Source organism: Bartonella sp. AA1HLJMS (assembly GCF_042197445.1).
Classification (GTDB): Bacteria; Pseudomonadota; Alphaproteobacteria; order Rhizobiales; family Rhizobiaceae; genus Bartonella.
The window spans coordinates 42637-61968 of record NZ_JBHIRW010000004.1; the positions used below are offsets into that span (position 1 = coordinate 42637).

The following is a 19332-nucleotide window of genomic DNA, read 5'->3' on the forward strand; positions in this document are numbered from 1 at the left end:
ATATCATTATATTTTGTTTGGGGCATTCTATTCTTCATGAGGGGGATGTTCCCATTAAGAATGCGATAAATAAAAGCGAGAAACAATACCTAATCTTTATTATAAAAATAATATTGCCTTGAATTAAGAAGAACACCAATAATTGCAAGATGTTATTTAGAATGATTTATTGTTCTTGCAAAAAAAATATACATATAATAATATATAGAGGGGGATATGCTAAGTGTGGGAGGGCAAAAGTTGGTTATGGGGCGTTTAATAAACAAGGATATTGTTCATAAAAATTGGGGGAGGGGCTGGGTTATGCTTTTTAATTTTTTCCGGATCGGATACAACCTTCAAATTTTGTGAAGGTGTGTGATATTTAATATTTCAAAGTATTTTATTTCCAGTTTAATGAAAGTGTGGAGCAAATGTCCATATTGAATATATTCTCTTTGATACATTTAGATTGAACAAAAGCTTATTCAAAAAAAACATTGGTGCTAATCTTGTGACACAATTTCAGAAATCAATTGAATAAAATAGAACAAAGTATCTGCATGTGGATAAAAACATAATGAAGCATGCAAAAAATTTGAAGCTAATTTTTAAAATTTTAATACAAATGATAGCCAAAAGATAGAATTTCTTTGTTTAAAATATATGGTATAAAATATCGACGAGATAGATTTAAACTATTGAAAAAATAAAAAAAGATAATGTTTAAGTCAGAAATTTTCTATGTGGATGATAAGTTATTACATTCAGTAATGGTTATATGAAATCCATAATAAGAAAAATTTTGGAAGTATTTATAAATTTTGCAACAAGATGCAAGATGCAAGATTGAAAAAATAATTATATAACAACAGCAAAGCAACAAAACAAGATATTAAGTAACATCAGATGAGGTGTTACATTATACATTAGAAGAGAAAGCATTAAGACTAATGTTATGAAAAGCGTCTGGTGAATTTAGGTTATAAAATTGGAAGGAGTGAAGAGAGATAAAATGCGTAAATAAGGATGGTGCAGTGGTTATGATGTACCAATAAACAGCGGCAGCACATTTTAGTGCACAGAACGAGAAGTTGTTAGAAAAACTATGAAAATAATGGGGGATTTAAAATGTCTAATATCTATGATTGGTCTCTAAAGGCTGATGAAAATGCTTATTCAGATAGTATCATTAATTGGGCAGAAGGACAGCCGCCTAGTTCTGTTAATGATAGTGCAAGGGCGATGATGCAGCGCGTGCGCGAATATCTTGCAGATAATGGTGGATCTATTAATTCAAGCTTTATAGTAAATTTGGAAGATAAAACAACATTAATTACCTTAAAGACAGTTTCGCCTATAAAGAAATACAACAATGATATCGTCATACGTTTTAAAGCTTGTGGTGTAAATATTGGCGTGACAACAATAACTGTTAATAATATAGGAGAAAAGCTTATCTATAAAGCCACTGATACAGGGGTTATACCATTAGAAGGTGGAGAATTTCAAACAGATGGCATTTATGAAATGGTATACAATAATGGTGTTTTAATAAAAGAGCATGAGGGTTGGTATTTATTAAACCCTACACCACCAAAGATAGAAAGTTTCCCCTCTGGATTCATTGCAACATTTGCTATGCAAAATGTGCCAAATGGTTGGCTTTTATGTGATGGTAAGGCCTATAAGCGTGAAGATTATCCGCAGTTATTCGAGGCAATAGGTGATAAATGGGGAAAAGACAGCAATAAAACTTTTAAAGTTCCTGATTTTAGAGGCATGTTTTTACGCGGCTTTGATAATGGTCGGGGTTTAGATGGTGGTAGAAAGTTTGCAGATGAACAACAAGATAGCATAAAATCACATACGCATATTGGGAGTATTGAAAACGCAGGCGAGCATGCGCATAATTTTGAGTATCAAGGGGTAGGATGGCCCGTTGGTGATATTGGGAGACTCCCGAATCATTATACTTATAATGCAACCCTGAAAGGGAGAACAGCTTCTGCTGGTGCACATACACACAAGGTAACTCTTTCCCATACGGGTGAGGCAGAAACGCGCCCTGTTAATACAACCGTTGTCTATGCTATAAAATCATGAGTATGTTTAAGTAATAATAATCTATACACCTTGATAATTTTGTTAACGCGGAGCAATTCCGCGTTATTTTCTATGCATATGAAAAGGAAATCTATATTGTTAATAGAATACTTGAGAGCGTCAAAAAACAATTTTAAAATGATTGAAAGAAAGAGTTAAGGATATAATTTATTTTATAATTATATGATAACATAGGGAAAATGTGTAAAAATCATTTAAACTGTGCCGTGAAGAGATCTGGAGATATATTTTTTCATAAGGTGTTTTGATAGGGGAAGGTAATAAAATTATTCAACCTGAGGCATAAAAAAGTACAATATTTTTAGCGTTTTTTGTGCAAAAATAGCATACCCCTGTATGAGTTAATTCATCTTATAAAGATATTTCTCACCTTGTTGTCGATTTCATTTCTTTGCATTCCATGGTAGGAGGCTTTATCTGTAAATGATAGTTCCCCTTTGAGTGGAATCATCATTATGCTTATGAAGCAGAAGACAAACGCTATTTCTATACTCTCTCCTCATCCCTATATTCCGCATTGTTTTTGCATTAGGGGGCTTACAAAAAGCGTTATTGAGTTTATTTTAAAGTTTTTATTCAATAGGTTAATTCTTTGTGATATGCCAATAAACAATTTTTTAATAGAGAGAGAAAAGTAAAAATATCATTGTAAATCAATATTTATTTATACAAATAAGCTAAAGTATATGTATTATAAAGAAAACATTACCATTAAAGCTACAAATAAATCTTTTATGCAGGGGAGAAAGGTACTTGATTTCTATATGGTCCTTAGAAGATATAATAATACACCCGTTATTATAACAAAGGCATTTATATGTATTTCTTGAATCATTTTTATAAAGATAAAAGTGATAGAAAGAGTGGGAAAACGCATGTTTATGTTGTATAAATTTGTATGATATAACAGTTTGATAACAAAACAAAACTTCACATGTTTTTAGTTACGTAAAATCTTAAAAGATTTTAAACTGGTATTTTTTTCCAAAAATATCTTTAGGGTAATTGGTCTTCTTTTTTAATGACAGATGACAAAAAGGAGTTCATATGAAAATAAAAAAGATTCTTGAATATTTGCGTATTTTATTTTGCTATGGACTTTAGTTTTTAGATTGAAGCCGATAGCCTAGAGATCTAATTTCATAGGAGGATGTCGTTTGAGGGAGTATAAAAGGGATATCTTCTTTAGGTAATTCAGAAACGTTTAAAGAACAATGATAAACATCGCGGAGATTTTGTGTTGTCAACACATTAGTTGCATTTCCTTCGCAATAAATCTCACCTTCCTTGAGCAAGATCATGTTATCTGCATAATGTGCCGCGAGATTGAGGTCATGAAGAACAGCAAGAACGCCGCCACCAGAATGAGCAAATTGTTTAGCAATATCCATAACGATGATTTGATGTTGAATATCGAGGCTAGCAATAGGTTCATCTAATATCATCCAGCGAGGAATCCCATTATGAACAGGTTTCCAGACTTGGCAAAGTACACGGGCAAGTTGTACTCTAGCTTGTTCTCCACCTGATAATTGGTGATAATACAGGTTGCCATAATCAGAAAGGTCAACGCACTCTAAAGCTTTCTGGATAAGATTTTGCAATTCGGCTTTGGCAATGCTAAATTGGTTTACAGAAAGACCAAGCCCTACAACTTCATGGACTAAGAATGGAAATACGAGCGTTGTTGATTGTGGTAGTACAGCGCGCATTTTTGCCATTACATGAGTTTTTGTTTGGCATACATTATAACCATTTAAGGTTATTTTTCCACTGTAAGGAATTTCACCACTCAGAGCTTTGATAAAAGTACTTTTTCCTGATCCATTAGGACCAATAATAATGGTAAAAGCACCACTTTTAGCTTGAAGATTAATGTGTTTAAGAATCTGCTTCTTTCCGCGCTGAACACAAATATTTGTCGCTTCAATCATGAAAAGTCTGTTCCTCGTTTGCATATAAGGATCCATAGAAAGAAAGGTGCACCAAAAAGTGCTGTTACAATCCCAATCGGCAATTCAGCGGGGGCAACAATTAAGCGTGCAAACATATCAGCAAAAATAAGTAATGCTGCTCCCAAGAGAGCAGAGCAAGGAATGAGATAGCGATGATCAGGACCTATGAGCTGACGTAAAATATGAGGAACAATAATACCAATAAAACCAATACCACCACTGACAGCAACAGCACTACCGCACATAAGAGCAACAAGGGGAATAGCAATATTTTTGACGCGTTGAATATGGAAACCAATATGGCCAGCAACAGCTTCTCCAAGAGCAAGGGCATTAAGTGCTCGTGATAAAAAGGGAGAGAAAAGAAGACCAATAACGATAAAAGGGAGAACAAGCCATACTTTCAACCATGTAGCGCCCGCAAGAGAGCCCAGACTCCAAAAAGTGATATCACGCAGTTGTTGGTCATTTGCGACAAAAATCAATGTTCCGACAACAGCACTGCTTAATGCACCAAGAGCAATACCAGCAAGCAGCATGGTTGCAATAGAGGTAAAGCTGTTATGCGTTGCTATTATGTAGAGAATAATCGTTGATAAAAGTCCACCAAAAAAAGCACCTATGATAACTTTATAAGGCTCTAGAAAAGGTGCAAAAGAAACAGGAAAAGCAATGCCGACAACAATTGCTAAGACTGCTCCAAGTCCAGCACCTGCTGATACACCTACAATTCCGGGATCTGCAAGAGGATTACGAAAAAGCCCTTGCATAAGAACACCGGAGACAGCTAAGGCTGCTCCAATCAATAATCCCAAGATAACACGGGGAAGCCTTATGTCGATGAGCACGAGGTAATCACGCGTTTTACTACTTACCGAAAAATCTTGTGTAAGTATCACATGGAGGAGATCAACGAAAGAAACCTTTGCTGCACCATTCAAGAGCCCACCAAAAATACTGAAAATAAGGAATATTATTAAGCTTAATAATAAAATTTTTCCCTGCTTTGAACGGTTTATTTTTTTACCTTCTTTTTCTTTAGGTAAATGCATCCTGGATGTACCGTCTACCATTTTTATCAGCTCTTACCGTTTTGATGTGCACCATAAAGTATCTCAATAAGCTCTCTTGATGCGTCTGCAGTACGTGGACCAAATCCCAAAAAATACATAGCATCCATCTGTTTTATGGCATGATTTTTCGCTGCAGTTGTTGCTTGAACTGCCGGTATGGCTAAAATCTTATCAATGCTGGTTGATCTTGCACCATGTTTTATAAGCAAAATAACATCAGGATCTGATTTCAATAATGCTTCGCCGTTGAGAAGTTTATATCCTTTATAATCGGTGATAGCATTGATAGCGCCTGAAAGTTTGATCATACTATCAGCTGCAGTACCTGTCCCAGATGCCATGACGCGTCCATTTTGCACAGAGAAAACAAAAAGAACACGCTTTGGTGTTGTTACTTTCGCCAAAAGCGCATCGTTGTCTAAAAAATTACGCTTCAATTTCTCAATTAACGCCGCGGCTTGCACTTCCCGATGAATGGCTTGACCAACGAGGCGAATCTTTTCTATCACATTTTCACGGGAGTAGTCTTCTGGTATGATCACCAGAGGTATTGATGTTTTTTTGAGAATATCAATTGTTGAAGCGGGACCACTTCCTTCAACAAGCAATATACCCTCTGGAGCAAGTGATAAAACCCCCTCAGGTGAAAGAGCACGCATATATCCAAGCACAGGAAGCTTGAGCGCTTCTTGTGGGTAGACGCTTGTACTATCACGGGCGACAAGTTGATCTTGGGCTCCCAATGCATAGACAATTTCTGTAAGTGCTCCGCCGATAGAAACAATTCGAGCATTTTCAGGAAAACGCGTTGCAGGTTCAGCAATTACTTGTTTAGAAAAACAAGTAAGAGAGAGCAGTAAACACGTAAGAAAAAGGTTTGATAACCTATGTAAAAGAGATATGAACATGTCTAACCTTATCTTATCTTAGTTACTGCTGTTTTCTTGGCATGATGGCAAACTATTCAATAAAGAACGCCAATCTTCACGTTCTTTTTGACCCTCCTTGCGTACGCCAAAAAATTGAATAACCATCTCATCATCTTTATCGAAAACTTCAAGTGAACTGACATAACCATCACGGGTAGGTTTGCGAACATGCCATACTCTAGCAATCCCAGACGTGAGTAAATGAAGGTCAAATCTTGGATCAAGAACATTAAGCCAAGGTCCCATTTGCTTAATATTTTTTACAGTCCCACTAAAAATTTGAATACACCCTTTATTCCCAACAAAACACATGATTGGCAGTTCTTGTTGTGCGACTTGGTTAAGCATCATTTCAACAGCATTTACCTGTAATTCATCGGCAAATTCATTACCAACATATTTTACAGCATGATGTCGATTAATTTTAAATTCGGAAATAATTTTGTGAAGTTGGTGTACATCTGTCATTTTCCGCCAACGATCCCGAAAACTCTCAATATCCAATTCTGTTATGTCACATTGGGCTGGGAGAGAAACGGGAAGAATGTTAAGAACAGGAGACTGATCTTCAAGAAGGAGCTTTTCAACAAGTTTATTCCACTCTTCCATATTTGTCATATCTTTAGAATAGACCTTTAAAATAGCAACGCCATGTTGATCAAAGAATTGCAGACTTTTTGTAGGTTTTCCAAGAATAACGACATCATATTCAAAACCGAACTTCCATTGTTTTGTAAAAATACGCAAATCAATTTCACCAAGTGTGATAGGAATATGTTCGTTTTGAACAATTTTTTCAAAGCGTCCCGTTATTTCGTGAACAGCATATTCATTGCGAGTTAAGACCATGACGGTTCCAAGTCGAGGTGCATTTTCCAAGAGAGTAGCAACATCAGTTTGTAGCCTTTTTGCTTTTCCAATGGTACAATAAGCCGCAATAAGCTCCGCTTCAGATATACCAATCGAAACCGCAAAATCGCGGTTTCGCATTTCTTTTTTTTCTTCACGCAAACGAAGAATCATTTCAGCTGTATGTGCCATGAATTTACCTTATGTTACTTAACTCAAAAACTAACTTTCAAATTTTACAATTCCAAGGCAATAAATTAAATTCTTTTAAGAGTTCAATCTATCACAAAATAACACTCTATCGTCAACAGCTGAGCAATCAAAAAACGATAAAACAGAAAGAATTAAAACTTTTCTACCAAATCTTTGTAATTTTAAAGATGTTGAAAATAGAAACACAATAATTAATCCTTTTATCAATACGATTTTATTGACCGAATAATTAACAGAAGTGACTAAAACTTTTGTACAAACGACACCTTAAAGTTACGACCAGGCTGGCTATAATAATCTTTTGGTGTTGAACTTTTACCTGAAGGAAGTTCAGATACATTCCAATATTTTGTATTGAAAAGATTATAAACACCGGCTCTTAGAATAGGTCCCGTTTCACCGAATGGTTTCCACCACCCTGTCATATCAACGACATGATATCCTGGAATTTTTTGGTAATCAGATTCTTCGGCTACTTTGTCACGTTTAGCTGCCAAAGTAAGGATAATATCGCTTCCCCAAACTTCTTTTGCATATCCTAATCCGATAACTGCTTTCAAAGGAGGAATTGAGTTAAGATACTCCTTTTTATCAAGATCTTTTCCTTGTGAATAAGCAAGAGCAACATTGCTATGAAAACCATTTTTAAGAACTAAATGAGCTTTTGTCTCAACACCAAAAATTTGCACGTGAAAACGATTCATGTAATGCCGACGCGCAAATCTAAATTCCTCTGATGGCCCTCTATCCTCAGTATCTATGAAATTCTTATATTGATTGAAAAAGGCATTGAAGGAACCACCGAAATTTACATTTCCATACCGTAGACCAACATCATACCCATTGCTTGTTTCTGGTTGAAGATCAGGATTCCCTTTCACGTAATAAGCAGAAGGTTTGATATAAGAGACGTAAAGTTCTGAAATACGTGGTGCACGAAAAGCCTGTGCCCACTGAGCATAGAGCGTTACTTGATTACGAACATCCCACTCCACGCGTAATTTAGGAGAAAAGCGTGAACCACTTCTTTCTGGAGGGAATTTATCAGAAATCAGTGCTTTCTCATAAGAAGGTGTTTTCTGAGGAACATATTTGTACCAATCATACCGGATTCCCGGTGTTACACGAAAACGATCATCAACCAACCCAATTTCATCTTCAAAAACAAAACCTAAATTGTAACCATTTGTGTCTGGTGAATCTGATCGATTAGCAGGAACAAAAAGACATCCCCGAGCGTATTCTTTTATATGACAATTGTCTTTACCTAACAAATAGTGATGAAATTTAGATGACGAAACATTCATTACAAACTTTAACGTATGGTTTATAGTGCCAAAATCCACTTTTTTAAGGGCATCAGCATTGAAACCATAATTGATATTACGCAAGAAATTATCTCTCAAATAATCCCCTTTGGGAGCTGAAACACGAACGCCTGTCATAACGTAACGACTTGATTGCCTTTGCCAATAAAGCTGCCCATTAAACGCATCAAGAACTGCATCACCATTACCATTATAATTATAAGAAAGAGAAAAGCGCTCACGAAGTTTATTATCCTGCTCATAAACGGAACCTGGAGCGTATCTTTTAGACGAATTTAATTCATGTGTGTTACTATTATGACCAAAACGCTCTGCGGTAAAACCAAGGCGGTGATTATCACTCAAATATTGATGAATTTTAAAAAGCAAGTTATTTTTATCAAAGTGAGAAGGGTTTTTGCGCGTGCGTTCCTCATACCCTTCTACTGTTCCCATATTTTTGCGCTCATGACCTTCTACATAAGATCCTTGAAAAAGTAAAAATGTCCGGTAATTACGCACAGCAAAAGCTTGATCGATGCGCCAGCTGTTATCAACAGAATTATAACCACCTTTTATAAGGCTTCCCCAATTCTTTTCTTCCACGATCAGGTCTTCAGGATCAAGGGTACGCAACGCAATGATTCCCCCTAAGGCGCCAGAACCATAAAGACTAGAATCTGATCCTTGAATAGTATCAAACGTAGAAAGAGCATTGAAATCAAAAGTTGTGTTTCCACCTCCACCACGGAATATATCATTAAACCATGGAAGAGAAATACCATCCATTGTCGTAAGAACACGGTTTGCATCTAAACCCCGAATAACGAAACTGTTATTTTCTGAGTTATAGGATACGGAAGGATTAAGACGACTCACATCATAAACATCAGTTATTTGTCTTTCATCAATATTCTTGTTGGTCTTACGATCAGTCAGAATGGTTATTGAATTTGAAGCATCTTCTATTTTTTTTCCTTTAATAAGGATTGGTTTGAGTTCAGTGACAGCACTTCCATCTTTATTTTGTGCAAAAACAAATGAAGGTATACAGACCGATAATGCACTTAAAATTACACAGCTTTTATAGATATTTTTTCGTCTTATTTGCATAACACATCATAACCCTTTTAAACATCCCCTCTCTGTTTTGAAATTTTTTAATACAAAAAGGCTGGACTCACTGATTAAAACTTGCCAGCCAAGTAGGAATGATTTTGACAACGGCACAAAATCATTAGAAGACCATATTAAACATGACAAAATCAGTCAAGAAAAAAGTTGCAATTTCAAAATAGCCTGTTTTAATGAGATTGAACACCAATATTAAGCTTAAAATAGTGGCAGAAGAAACGATGAATTTTGCAAATACGAAACAATTATTAACTCTTTGGATTGGTGCATTTATTGGGGCTTTCTTTTTGCATGTATTATTGGCAGCACAGTTTTATTTTCAAAGTACTGGTATAAGTAATGGTTTGCTCTCGTCGGAGATTATGCTGACTTTTATGCAAGAAACTGTATATCCGGATGTTGATACAGACTTGCCAGATATTCATAGAGAGTTGGATATTAATACAGAGCAAGAAGTATTACAGTCTGATCTCCTAGAGCAGGAGTCAGAAGGATTGGAATCCGTGGATGAAGTTCAATCGGAAGAACCTCAGCATATAGTAGAACAAGATGACTTAAAGCCTTTGGAAGAACCCCTACCTCAAAAAGTGGAGCATAAAGCGTTTATCAAAAAAACAATACCGATGCCAAAGGCTGTAGTAAAGCGCTCCAATGCAAAGGCGGTACGTTCTTCTTCCATCAACAAGGGTGGCGGTACAGCAGGGCTTGAAGATATGTTGTTAATGGAGTGGTTAGCAAAGGTACAGTCACAATTAGAAAGGCAAAAAAATTATATTGTGGGACAGCGCACCAATCGTACAAAAGGAACGGTGAAGTTAGAATTTATGGTGCATGAGCAGGGGAGTATTTTTTCTAGTCGTGTAGCAGTCTCTGCTGGTGACCCGGAACTTGATCGATTAGCGATGGCAGCCCTTCGACGCGTTGGTTCTTTTCCACCACCACCACCATCAAAAGTGAATAAAACAATTAGAGTATCCCTAATATTTAGCTGATTTTTTATGCGGGGCGCTTTTCTTATAATATATTGATTTATAATGATTATTTATAATTTTAATGAAAGTTCAAATACAATTTATTCGAATTTTTTTGATGTTGAATCAATCAAAACCATCCGCTTACGTATGATACAAGTTGAGGAGGAGCATGGATAAAAAACTTCTAAGAAGCAGTGAATATACTTCTTATGAGTGCTCTAAATGAAAGGGCTTTTGCATCATTGGGAGTTAAGGGATGATAGAGCTATAGCTTTTATTAATTAAAGGTCTAATCGATTTTTATACCATTCGTGAGAGGATTTTCGTAAGTACTTTTCAGATACACCGTTGTGAAATGGACTTAGAAACATTAAAATAAAACAATAATATAAATAAGAAAAACATACTATTTGGGGATACTCTGTTTTGTGTGAAGGATGTGAGCTTATATGTAAAAATAAGAAAAAAAGCAAAGCTTCATCTTCATCATTAAAAGATATTGACATATTTAAAAGTCGTAGAACCGAATGAAAAGGGAAGGGGCAGAAGAGAATTGTTTGTCTTTAAGGCTTTCTAACTCAATGAGTCTGTCTTTCTGTTATCAGAGATAATCCAAACGATATATATAATAACGTACTCTTATTTGTTATAGAAATGTTATAAGCAGGAAAAAATAGTCTTAAAAGATGCTGTTTCACAAGATTTGAATATTGACTAATAAGCAACAGTAAAAGGATGAGCTATTTGTTTCACTCTTCTCTTATATTTGTAATCTCTATGATATTGTCGTCTATGTTGAGAAGAAATGAATTATTTGTACTACCTGTTGATTTATAATGATAATTCATCATTTTGTATTTAAAATAAAAGACCCAAATAGCGTAGGGTTTCCTCATTTCGAATTTATTAATACTGAATCAATTAAAATTACTTTCTTATACGTCCTAAGAAAGTGGGTATGGTACTATTTAAAAAGGAATAAAAACACTTCTTATCAACGCTTTCAAATGCTATTTGGGAAGTTAAGGCATATTATTTCCGTCGACCAGAAAGCAAGTCGGTTTTTATATCTATTTTCCCAGTGAGTCTTGCTTTGTAGACACCATAATTTTCCATGACACGCATCACGTAATTACGTGTTTCTGTATAAGGAATACGTTCAATCCAATCAATGACGTTATCGAGAGATTGACCTCGAGGATCGCCATAACGTTTTATCCATTCATTGACTCGACGGGGACCCGCATTATAGCCAATAAGAGTTAGTATATAGGATCCATTAAAACGTTCTAATTGTTCATTGAGAAAATGAGCACCTAATGTTGCATTATAATGAGCATCACTGCTAAATTTTTTAGGAGACCATGCGATTGAGTATTTTTTTGCCAGTGCTTTTGCTGTTGTAGGAAGCAATTGGAGTATACCTTGTGCACCTGCTTTTGATATGGCTGTTGGATTAAATTCGCTTTCTTGGCGTGCAATGGCATAGATAAGCGATTTTTCTTCTACAGAAATATTAGCAGAAGCTGGTATAGCTCCCAGAGGATGAGAGAGTGCACCGACATTTTTCCCCTGAAAAACAGCCATTTTTCCAATTTTGAGGCTGGTATAATAGTCTCCATTTTTTTCTGCCATAACAGCCAGAAGAGCTAATTCACCGGGGCTTTCTATTTTTTTTCCGAGCTCTCTATAAAAAATTTTAGCAAAATCAGCATAGCCGGCTGCTTCAAGACGTTGAATTGCTTTGATCGCTTTTCGTGCACTAAAATGTTGTCGCTCAGCGGTTGTTGGTTTGGGAAAGAAAACTTTAAGCTTTTTTTGGTTGAGTCGTGCAGCGGCTAATTGACCATAGTAAGTTGCACCAAAATGAGCTGCGCGATGAAAGTATTGCTGGGCATTTTGATGTTCTTTTAGCGCTTCTGCTGTTCGTCCCATCCAGTAATATCCACGTGATGCATAAAAAGGTAAAGAAGAGAGTTGAGGAATACGTGAAAAATGCTGCATTGCTAATTTAGGGTTATGAAGAAACCGTAGTGCATACCATCCTGCATGAAACTCAGCATCGATGGCTAATGCAGATGTTATACCAGTGTGCATTGCAACGAGTTGATAAGCAATTTTTGGTTTGTTTAAATCGAGCATTTCACGAGAAAGGGCGCGTTGTTCTTTCCACAATGAATGAGGGTTCATAAGGCGAAATGCATCTTTTGATGTTTTCATCATGAGTGCTGCGGCCGCATCATATTGCTCTGTTCGTCGAAGATGGCGTATTCGAGCAAACTGAAAAAGAGGATCTTTTTGCCATGATCTCTCTACAGCTTTTAATTTTTGTGTAGCTCTAGGATCATTTTTTTCAACGGCCACAAAAGCATTAAAAAGAGATTGAGCATGGGCTAATTTTGCAACGCGTGCTGCTGAATCAAAACGATGTGCATACAGCATAAACTGCATGCGTTTCAAATGATCAATAGGTTTTAATGTAGCGCTTGCATTTTTAAGAACAAATACTTCTTCTTTTGCATTAAGCTGTGTTTTATGCCACCATGGCGCAATAACGTGTTGAGCACGAGTGGTTTGTCCCGTTGCGATAAGTGCTTTAGCGAAAAGAGCCATCCCTTGTGCTGTTTGGGGCGGGTGATGAGAAAATTTTTGGATGATTGCGCGTGTGACGTTGGTTTCGTTAAGAAAAGCACGTTCAGCATTGCGTTGCATCGTTTCTATACCTGGCCATCCTTTTAGCATGTTGATTGCATTAAATATTTCAGAACTGGATATATTAGCTTGGTTTGACACCCCCAGCGCCCATGTCAAAATATGACGATCAAGGCTATGTTTTTCCATTGAATTACGAAGATTTATTGTTTTTGCAATATTGTTGTTTGCTAGTGCATCTAGCCCAGTTTTCAGTTGCTGAAGTGTAGCAGTATTGTGTGATGTTGTGTGTGTCTGTTGAAGAGATTCTTGAGCTTCTTTTGCGGTAAAGGGAGTAGGGCGAACCAAAGGGATTGGTACTTTCCCTTGCAAAAGGGGTGTTTGCGCGTATGCACTTGAAAATAAAATTCTTATTGCCAGTATAAGTGCAGTAAAGGTTGATACGAAAAGAGAGGTGGAAAATACACGCATAGAGAAAAGACCTTGAGACCTTGCTTTTTGTAAAAACTTAAGGATTTATAGAACACAAGCATGAAAAACGCGTTAATATAGACGGCTTATTTTAAAGAAATGTTCAACATTTAAGGAGGGACATTTTCATCTTATGGGGGCTTTTTTTGAAATTCATCTTGCTTCAATGATAGAGCAAGATTATGCTCTATTTAAAATTTATAAAAGGCGATTATTAAAAAAATAAAAGCAAACATTATAGGGAGTTTGTCATGCTCAAGGGAGCTATAACTGCGCTTATCACACCGTTTGATAACAAGGGCGCAATTGATGAGAAGGCGTTTTGTGATTTTGTTGAATGGCAGATCACACAAGGGATTAACGGTGTAAGCCCTGTTGGGACAACAGGTGAATCAGCAACGTTAAGTCATGAAGAACATAAGCGGATTATAGAATTGTGTGTTGAGCAGGTTGCAAAGCGTGTTCCTGTTGTTGCTGGAGCGGGATCAAATAGCACAAGCGAGGCTGTAGAGCTTGCACAATACGCGCAAAAAGCTGGCGCAGATGCAGTTTTGGTTGTCACTCCCTATTATAATAGACCAAATCAATCTGGCTTATATAAGCATTTTTCTTCCATTGCCAAAGCTGTTTCTATTCCGATTATAATTTATAATATTCCTGGTCGTTCTATTATCGATATGGCTGTAGAAACGATGAAAGACCTTTATCAAGATTTTAACAATATCATTGGTGTTAAGGATGCAACGAGCAGAATTGAGCGCGTTAGTGAACAAAGTGAAAAGTGTGGAAAAGATTTTGTGCAGCTTTCCGGTGATGATTGTACGGCGTTAGGTTTTAATGCACATGGAGGTATGGGGTGTATTTCAGTTTCCTCCAATGTTGCTCCGAAGCTTTGTGCAGAACTTCAAGCAGCTTGTTTTCGTGGTGATTATAAAACAGCACGAGAATTAAATGATCGCTTGATGCCTCTTAATCGTGCTGTGTTTATTGAACCTAGTCCAGCAGGTATTAAATATGCTGCTGCAAAATTAGGATTTTGTGGTGATACTGTGCGTTCTCCTATTGTTCCATTAACAGAAAGAACAAAGAAGATTATTGATGCAGCCCTCAGTCATGCTGGTCTTTTAAAAGCATAAAATGATATTGACAAAGCCATGAATAAAAAAAAGAACGCGCCCGTACGGAAAATAATTGCTGACAATCGTAAAGCACGTTTTAATTTTGAAATCCTTAATAATCTCGAGGCTGGTCTTGTCCTTCAGGGAGCGGAAGTGAAGTCCTTACGTTCTAATCATGCCAATATTGCTGAAAGCTATGCGAGTTTTGAGAATGGGGAATTGTGGTTAGTAAACAGCTATATTCCTGAATATACGCAGGCTAATCGTTTTAATCATGAACCACGACGTTTGCGCAAATTATTACTTTCAAAACGTGAGATGGCACGTTTTTTTAATGCAACGTCTCGTGAAGGAATGACACTTGTTCCTCTCAAACTTTATTTTAATGAACGAGGGCGCGTTAAGTTGGAGATCGCTCTAGCGCGGGGGAAAAAGCTTCATGATAAGCGCGAAACGGAAAAAAAACGTGATTGGGGACGTGAGAAAGCAAGACTTTTAAAAAGGTATGGCTAATGGATGCGATCTAGATATTCTTTATTCATAGCGCTGTTTAAAACAGTTTTAGCATTGATCTAAGTATGTTTTTGCTGCTTGAAAGATTTGATGAAACATGGCGTCTGTCAAACGTCCAGTATTTGTATTATAACGAGAACAGTGATAGCTCGAAAAGATGCGTAATCTGCCGATGTTATTGATTTCGCCGTGTCCAAAAGGGTGAGCTAAAACTTTTGCATTAAGGGCACGTATCGTTGAATGGTGCGCAATGGTGCCTAAGGTAATAACGGCTTTAAGTTTGGGAAGATTTGTTAAAAGAGGTGAGAAGAAATAGCGGCACGTGTTAATTTCTGCACCGGTGGGTTTATTTTCTGGTGGAACACAACGAACAGAGTTAACAATTGCTGCATCAATAAGTTCAAGAGTATCGTCTGCTCTTTCTTCAAAGGTTCCTTGGGCAAAACCAAACTTTTTTAAAGTTGAATAAAGTAAGTGCCCAGCATAATCACCAGTAAATGGACGTCCAGTTCGATTTGCTCCGCGTAATCCAGGAGCAAGCCCAACAATAAGAAGGCGTGTTGTATCTGGCCCTTTATAAGGAAAGAATGGGCGCACCGGTGCGTTATACCAACTTGGTTCTTTTACACGCCAGCCAGCGATAAATTGATGAAGCCTCGGACATAAATTGCAATTTTGGGGTGGTTCTGGGCACAGTGATGTTAATTGGCTATTCATGGTGTTAGGCATCAATCGTTTTTCTATTTTGTGAGTCTTTATATAGCGTATATGACGGGTTATGTTTTGATAAACAATCTATAATGAATATAAATAAACTTTTTTAGAAGAAAGTTTAATATAAACTTATTGCTCATTATTGTGTAAAGAGAGGTCATCTTTCAGTAATTTATTCGATGAATAAGAGTGCGATACACATGATGTTCAAAGAAAAAAGTTTTCTCTTTAGATAAAGATATTATCATAAAAAGTATGTATAAGACTGCTGTTATTGCAAAGGGTTTAAACAGCAGGTATTCCTTTTAAAAGGATAAGGACTCCAGACAAGTCTTTTGTCAAGAAAGACCTCCCTTTGTTTGAAGTCAATCTATTGGAATGCTTTTAAAAGAAATTTTGATAACGAGCATGAATAGGTTATACATTTTTAAATTTTCCAAGAATTTTTTTAAATAAGTTCTTTAATCAAAAAATATAAAAGTTTGTGTTGTTTTTCTTGTGTTTTATTTTGATTATTGTATATACTCCTTTATCCGCTATTAAATTTTTTTATTTGAGAAAGAGGCATAAATGGCCCGCGTAACGGTAGAAGATTGTATTGATAAAGTTGACAACCGCTTTGAATTGGTACTTTTAGCAGGTCATCGGGCGCGTCAGATTTCACAAGGAGCGCAGATTACGGTTGATCGTGATAATGATAAAAATCCAGTTGTTGCTTTGCGTGAAATAGCAGAAGAAACATTGTCGCCTGCTGATTTAAAGGAAGACCTTATTCATTCGTTGCAAAAGCATGTGGAAGTAGATGAGCCAGAAATGGCAAGTGAATTTATTACCCATTCAGGTGAAGCTGAAAGTGTTTTTAATACGTCGTCGCAAGAAGAAGGTACTTCATTTGATCATATGTCAGAAGAAGAGCTTTTAGCGGGTATTGAAGGTTTGGTTGTTCCAGAAAAAAGTGACGATTATTAATTGCAGCAATTTATGTTACAGGAGTAAAGATACCTTGTCATGTAAGGAGCAATTATTTTTCTTGTCTTTTATTGATAGGACATGTTCAATAAAGATTAGAGGTGTGAAAAGATAAAGGATATGCTCGTATGATGCGTCAGTGTGAGCTTGTTGGACGTGTTCAACGTTACAAGTCTGACGTAGATGAGGCTCTTTTAAACAGGGCCTATGATTATGCAATGAAAAAGCATGCACATCAAAAGCGTGCATCAGGTGATCTTTATTTTTCTCATCCTTTAGAAGTTGCTGCTATTTTGACAGATATGCGGTTGGACGAGGCAACGATTGCTGTTGCTCTTTTGCATGATACAATTGAAGATACAAGCGCTACACGAGCAGAAATTGATCAGCTTTTTGGTTCTGAAATTGGGAAGTTGGTTGAAGGGCTTACAAAGCTTAATAAGCTTGATCTTGTATCAAAGAAAGCCGTACAAGCAGAAAATCTTCGTAAACTTCTTATTGCTATTTCTGATGATGTTCGTGTTCTTTTAGTCAAACTTGCTGATCGTCTTCATAATATGCGTACCCTTGGTGTTATGCGTGATGATAAACGTCGGCGAATTGCTGAAGAGACGATGGATATCTATGCGCCACTTGCAGGTCGTATGGGTATGCAGGATATGCGTGAGGAATTAGAGGATCTCTCTTTCTTTTATTTAAATCCAGAAGGTTATCGTACGATTACCAATCGACTTTCTGAATTATTGAAACACAACCGTGATTTGCTTTCCACAATTGAAAATGAATTGACAAAACTTTTTTTGGAAAATGGCATTAAAGCAGATGTTAAAAGCCGTCAGAAAAAATCTTATTCAGTTTTTCGCAAAATGGAAAGTAAAGCATTATCTTTTGAACAATTATCGGATATTTTTGGATTTCGTGTGATTGTTGAGTCCGTGAATGATTGTTATCGTGCTCTTGGTGTCATTCATACGACATGGCCAATGGTTCCTGGTCGTTTTAAAGATTATATCTCTATACCAAAGCAAAATGATTATCGTTCTATTCATACAACAATTGTTGGTCCTTCAAGACAACGTGTTGAGTTGCAAATTAGAACGGCTGCTATGGATGAAGTTGCTGAATATGGGGTTGCTGCTCATTCCATATATAAAGAGCACGGTTCCAATTATTCGACTGTGAAGTTATCAAGTGAAACGAATGCCTATGCATGGTTGCGTCAAACGATACAATCTTTGTCTGATGGAGATAATCCAGAAGAGTTTTTAGAACATACAAAACTTGAGCTTTTTCAAGACCAAGTTTTTTGTTTTACGCCGAAAGGTCGATTAATTGCTTTTCCTAAAGGAGCTACGCCTATTGATTTTGCTTATGCCGTCCATACAGACATCGGTGATTCTTGTGTTGGTGTAAAAATCAATGGTCGTATTATGCCTTTAATGACCAAATTAAAAAATGGTGATGAGGTTGATATTATTCGCTCACACGCTCAAATTCCGCCAGCAGCATGGGAATTTCTTGTTGTCACGGGTAAAGCACGTTCAGCTATTCGACGAGCAAGTCGTGCAGCGGTACGTAAACAATATTCGGGTTTAGGATATCGTATTCTCGAGCGTTCATTTGAATATATGGGAAAGCAATTTTCAAAAGACCTTTTGAAGAAAGTTTTGCCACGTTTAGCACGTAAAGATGTAGAGGATGTATTGGCTGCTGTTGGGCGTGGAGAGCTGTTTTCCGCTGATGTGATTAAAGCGGTTTATCCTGATTATCAAGATCACCGTGTGGTACAAAAGTCATCTTTTAAGCCTGGGGAAGAAGGTTGGTTTAATATTGAAAATGCTCAAGGTATGATTTTTAAAGTTCCAGAAAATGAAAAGAATGCAATGGTCGAGAATCATCAATCTAAAGCATTGCCTATTAGAGGAACCCGTGGAGATATACCCGTACGTTTTTCACCGGAAGGAGCAGTACCTGGAGATCGGATTGTTGGTATTATGCAGCCAGGAGCTGGGATCGTTATTTATCCAATACAGTCTTCAGCTTTGATGGCGTATGATGATCAGCCAGAACGATGGATTGATGTCCGCTGGGATATTGATGCCCAAATGAATGAACGTTTTCCTGCACGGATGGATATTTTAGTTGTAAATAGTCCAGGTTCTCTGGCTGAAATTACACAAATAATTTCTGCTAACGATGCCAATATCCAAAATTTATCTTTTATCCGTACAGCACCAGATTTTACAGAAATTATGATTGATTTGGAAGTGTGGGATTTAAAACATTTGAATCGTATTTTTTCTCAGTTAAAAAAGGCAGGTTCAGTAAGTACAGTACGGCGGGTTCATGGATAAA

General features: G+C 36.7%; 13 protein-coding genes. 6 read left to right on the forward strand and 7 right to left on the reverse strand.

The window, feature by feature from the left end:
* The first annotated feature begins 1110 nt into the window (after positions 1-1110).
* A complete protein-coding gene (locus ACFIQE_RS02370) occupies positions 1111-2085 on the forward strand; it encodes a tail fiber protein (protein ID WP_375611203.1) in 975 nt (324 codons plus the stop codon).
* A gap of 1121 nt (positions 2086-3206) precedes the next feature.
* On the opposite strand, the gene ACFIQE_RS02375 is transcribed toward ACFIQE_RS02370, so the two are convergent.
* From ACFIQE_RS02375 to ACFIQE_RS02395, 5 genes are all read right to left on the reverse strand, one after another.
* Entirely contained in the window at positions 3207-4040 is an 834-nt protein-coding gene (locus ACFIQE_RS02375) for a heme ABC transporter ATP-binding protein (protein WP_375611204.1), read from the reverse strand.
* Positions 4037-5134 carry a FecCD family ABC transporter permease gene (locus tag ACFIQE_RS02380; RefSeq protein WP_375612958.1) on the reverse strand — a complete coding sequence of 366 codons (1098 nt, stop codon included), beginning with the start codon at positions 5132-5134 and terminating at the stop codon, positions 4037-4039. The genes ACFIQE_RS02375 and ACFIQE_RS02380 overlap by 4 nt, the downstream gene beginning before the upstream one ends.
* 5 nt (positions 5135-5139) lie before the next feature.
* Positions 5140-6042 carry a hemin ABC transporter substrate-binding protein gene (locus tag ACFIQE_RS02385; protein ID WP_375620711.1) on the reverse strand — a complete coding sequence of 301 codons (903 nt, stop codon included), beginning with the start codon at positions 6040-6042 and terminating at the stop codon, positions 5140-5142.
* A gap of 18 nt (positions 6043-6060) precedes the next feature.
* Entirely contained in the window at positions 6061-7104 is a 1044-nt protein-coding gene (locus ACFIQE_RS02390; protein ID WP_375620712.1) for a hemin-degrading factor, read from the reverse strand.
* A gap of 263 nt (positions 7105-7367) precedes the next feature.
* Complete coding sequence (locus ACFIQE_RS02395; protein ID WP_375707239.1) at positions 7368-9545, reverse strand: TonB-dependent hemoglobin/transferrin/lactoferrin family receptor; 2178 nt, start codon at positions 9543-9545, stop codon at positions 7368-7370.
* A gap of 242 nt (positions 9546-9787) precedes the next feature.
* Between ACFIQE_RS02395 and ACFIQE_RS02400 the strand changes: the two genes are divergently transcribed.
* Positions 9788-10558: an energy transducer TonB gene (locus ACFIQE_RS02400; RefSeq protein WP_375707244.1), complete on the forward strand. Its 771-nt coding sequence runs from the start codon at positions 9788-9790 to the stop codon at positions 10556-10558.
* A 1014-nt stretch (positions 10559-11572) separates the two neighbouring features.
* On the opposite strand, the gene ACFIQE_RS02405 is transcribed toward ACFIQE_RS02400, so the two are convergent.
* Entirely contained in the window at positions 11573-13663 is a 2091-nt protein-coding gene (locus ACFIQE_RS02405) for a lytic transglycosylase domain-containing protein (RefSeq protein WP_375620714.1), read from the reverse strand.
* Between the two features lie 251 nt (positions 13664-13914).
* Between ACFIQE_RS02405 and dapA the strand changes: the two genes are divergently transcribed.
* Both dapA and smpB read left to right on the forward strand, forming a co-directional pair.
* The gene (gene dapA, locus ACFIQE_RS02410) at positions 13915-14799 is read left to right on the forward strand and encodes a 4-hydroxy-tetrahydrodipicolinate synthase (RefSeq protein ID WP_375620715.1); all 885 of its coding nucleotides are present in this window, start codon (positions 13915-13917) and stop codon (positions 14797-14799) included.
* 18 nt (positions 14800-14817) lie between these two features.
* A complete protein-coding gene (gene smpB, locus ACFIQE_RS02415; RefSeq protein WP_012231306.1) occupies positions 14818-15294 on the forward strand; it encodes an SsrA-binding protein SmpB in 477 nt (158 codons plus the stop codon).
* A 48-nt stretch (positions 15295-15342) separates the two neighbouring features.
* Here the strand turns inward: smpB and ACFIQE_RS02420 are convergent, their stop codons facing one another.
* A complete protein-coding gene (locus tag ACFIQE_RS02420) occupies positions 15343-16011 on the reverse strand; it encodes a uracil-DNA glycosylase (protein ID WP_375620809.1) in 669 nt (222 codons plus the stop codon).
* 567 nt (positions 16012-16578) lie between these two features.
* Between ACFIQE_RS02420 and rpoZ the strand changes: the two genes are divergently transcribed.
* Both rpoZ and ACFIQE_RS02430 read left to right on the forward strand, forming a co-directional pair.
* Entirely contained in the window at positions 16579-16977 is a 399-nt protein-coding gene (rpoZ, locus tag ACFIQE_RS02425; protein ID WP_273791104.1) for a DNA-directed RNA polymerase subunit omega, read from the forward strand.
* A gap of 128 nt (positions 16978-17105) precedes the next feature.
* Positions 17106-19331, forward strand: coding sequence for a RelA/SpoT family protein (locus tag ACFIQE_RS02430; protein WP_375645484.1), 2226 nt, complete (start codon positions 17106-17108; stop codon positions 19329-19331).
* Position 19332: the final 1 nt, after the last annotated feature.

What these genes read in the sequence shown, in the direction of transcription:
- ACFIQE_RS02370 (WP_375611203.1), top strand. Translation starts at nt 1,111, where the DNA reads ATGTCTAATATCTATGATTGGTCTCTAAAGGCTGATGAAAATGCTTAT.
- ACFIQE_RS02375 (WP_375611204.1), bottom strand. Translation starts at nt 4,040, where the DNA reads ATGATTGAAGCGACAAATATTTGTGTTCAGCGCGGAAAGAAGCAGATT.
- ACFIQE_RS02380 (WP_375612958.1), bottom strand. Translation starts at nt 5,134, where the DNA reads ATGGTAGACGGTACATCCAGGATGCATTTACCTAAAGAAAAAGAAGGT.
- ACFIQE_RS02385 (WP_375620711.1), bottom strand. Translation starts at nt 6,042, where the DNA reads ATGTTCATATCTCTTTTACATAGGTTATCAAACCTTTTTCTTACGTGT.
- ACFIQE_RS02390 (WP_375620712.1), bottom strand. Translation starts at nt 7,104, where the DNA reads ATGGCACATACAGCTGAAATGATTCTTCGTTTGCGTGAAGAAAAAAAA.
- ACFIQE_RS02395 (WP_375707239.1), bottom strand. Translation starts at nt 9,545, where the DNA reads ATGCAAATAAGACGAAAAAATATCTATAAAAGCTGTGTAATTTTAAGT.
- ACFIQE_RS02400 (WP_375707244.1), top strand. Translation starts at nt 9,788, where the DNA reads ATGAATTTTGCAAATACGAAACAATTATTAACTCTTTGGATTGGTGCA.
- ACFIQE_RS02405 (WP_375620714.1), bottom strand. Translation starts at nt 13,663, where the DNA reads ATGCGTGTATTTTCCACCTCTCTTTTCGTATCAACCTTTACTGCACTT.
- dapA (WP_375620715.1), top strand. Translation starts at nt 13,915, where the DNA reads ATGCTCAAGGGAGCTATAACTGCGCTTATCACACCGTTTGATAACAAG.
- smpB (WP_012231306.1), top strand. Translation starts at nt 14,818, where the DNA reads ATGAATAAAAAAAAGAACGCGCCCGTACGGAAAATAATTGCTGACAAT.
- ACFIQE_RS02420 (WP_375620809.1), bottom strand. Translation starts at nt 16,011, where the DNA reads ATGAATAGCCAATTAACATCACTGTGCCCAGAACCACCCCAAAATTGC.
- rpoZ (WP_273791104.1), top strand. Translation starts at nt 16,579, where the DNA reads ATGGCCCGCGTAACGGTAGAAGATTGTATTGATAAAGTTGACAACCGC.
- ACFIQE_RS02430 (WP_375645484.1), top strand. Translation starts at nt 17,106, where the DNA reads ATGATGCGTCAGTGTGAGCTTGTTGGACGTGTTCAACGTTACAAGTCT.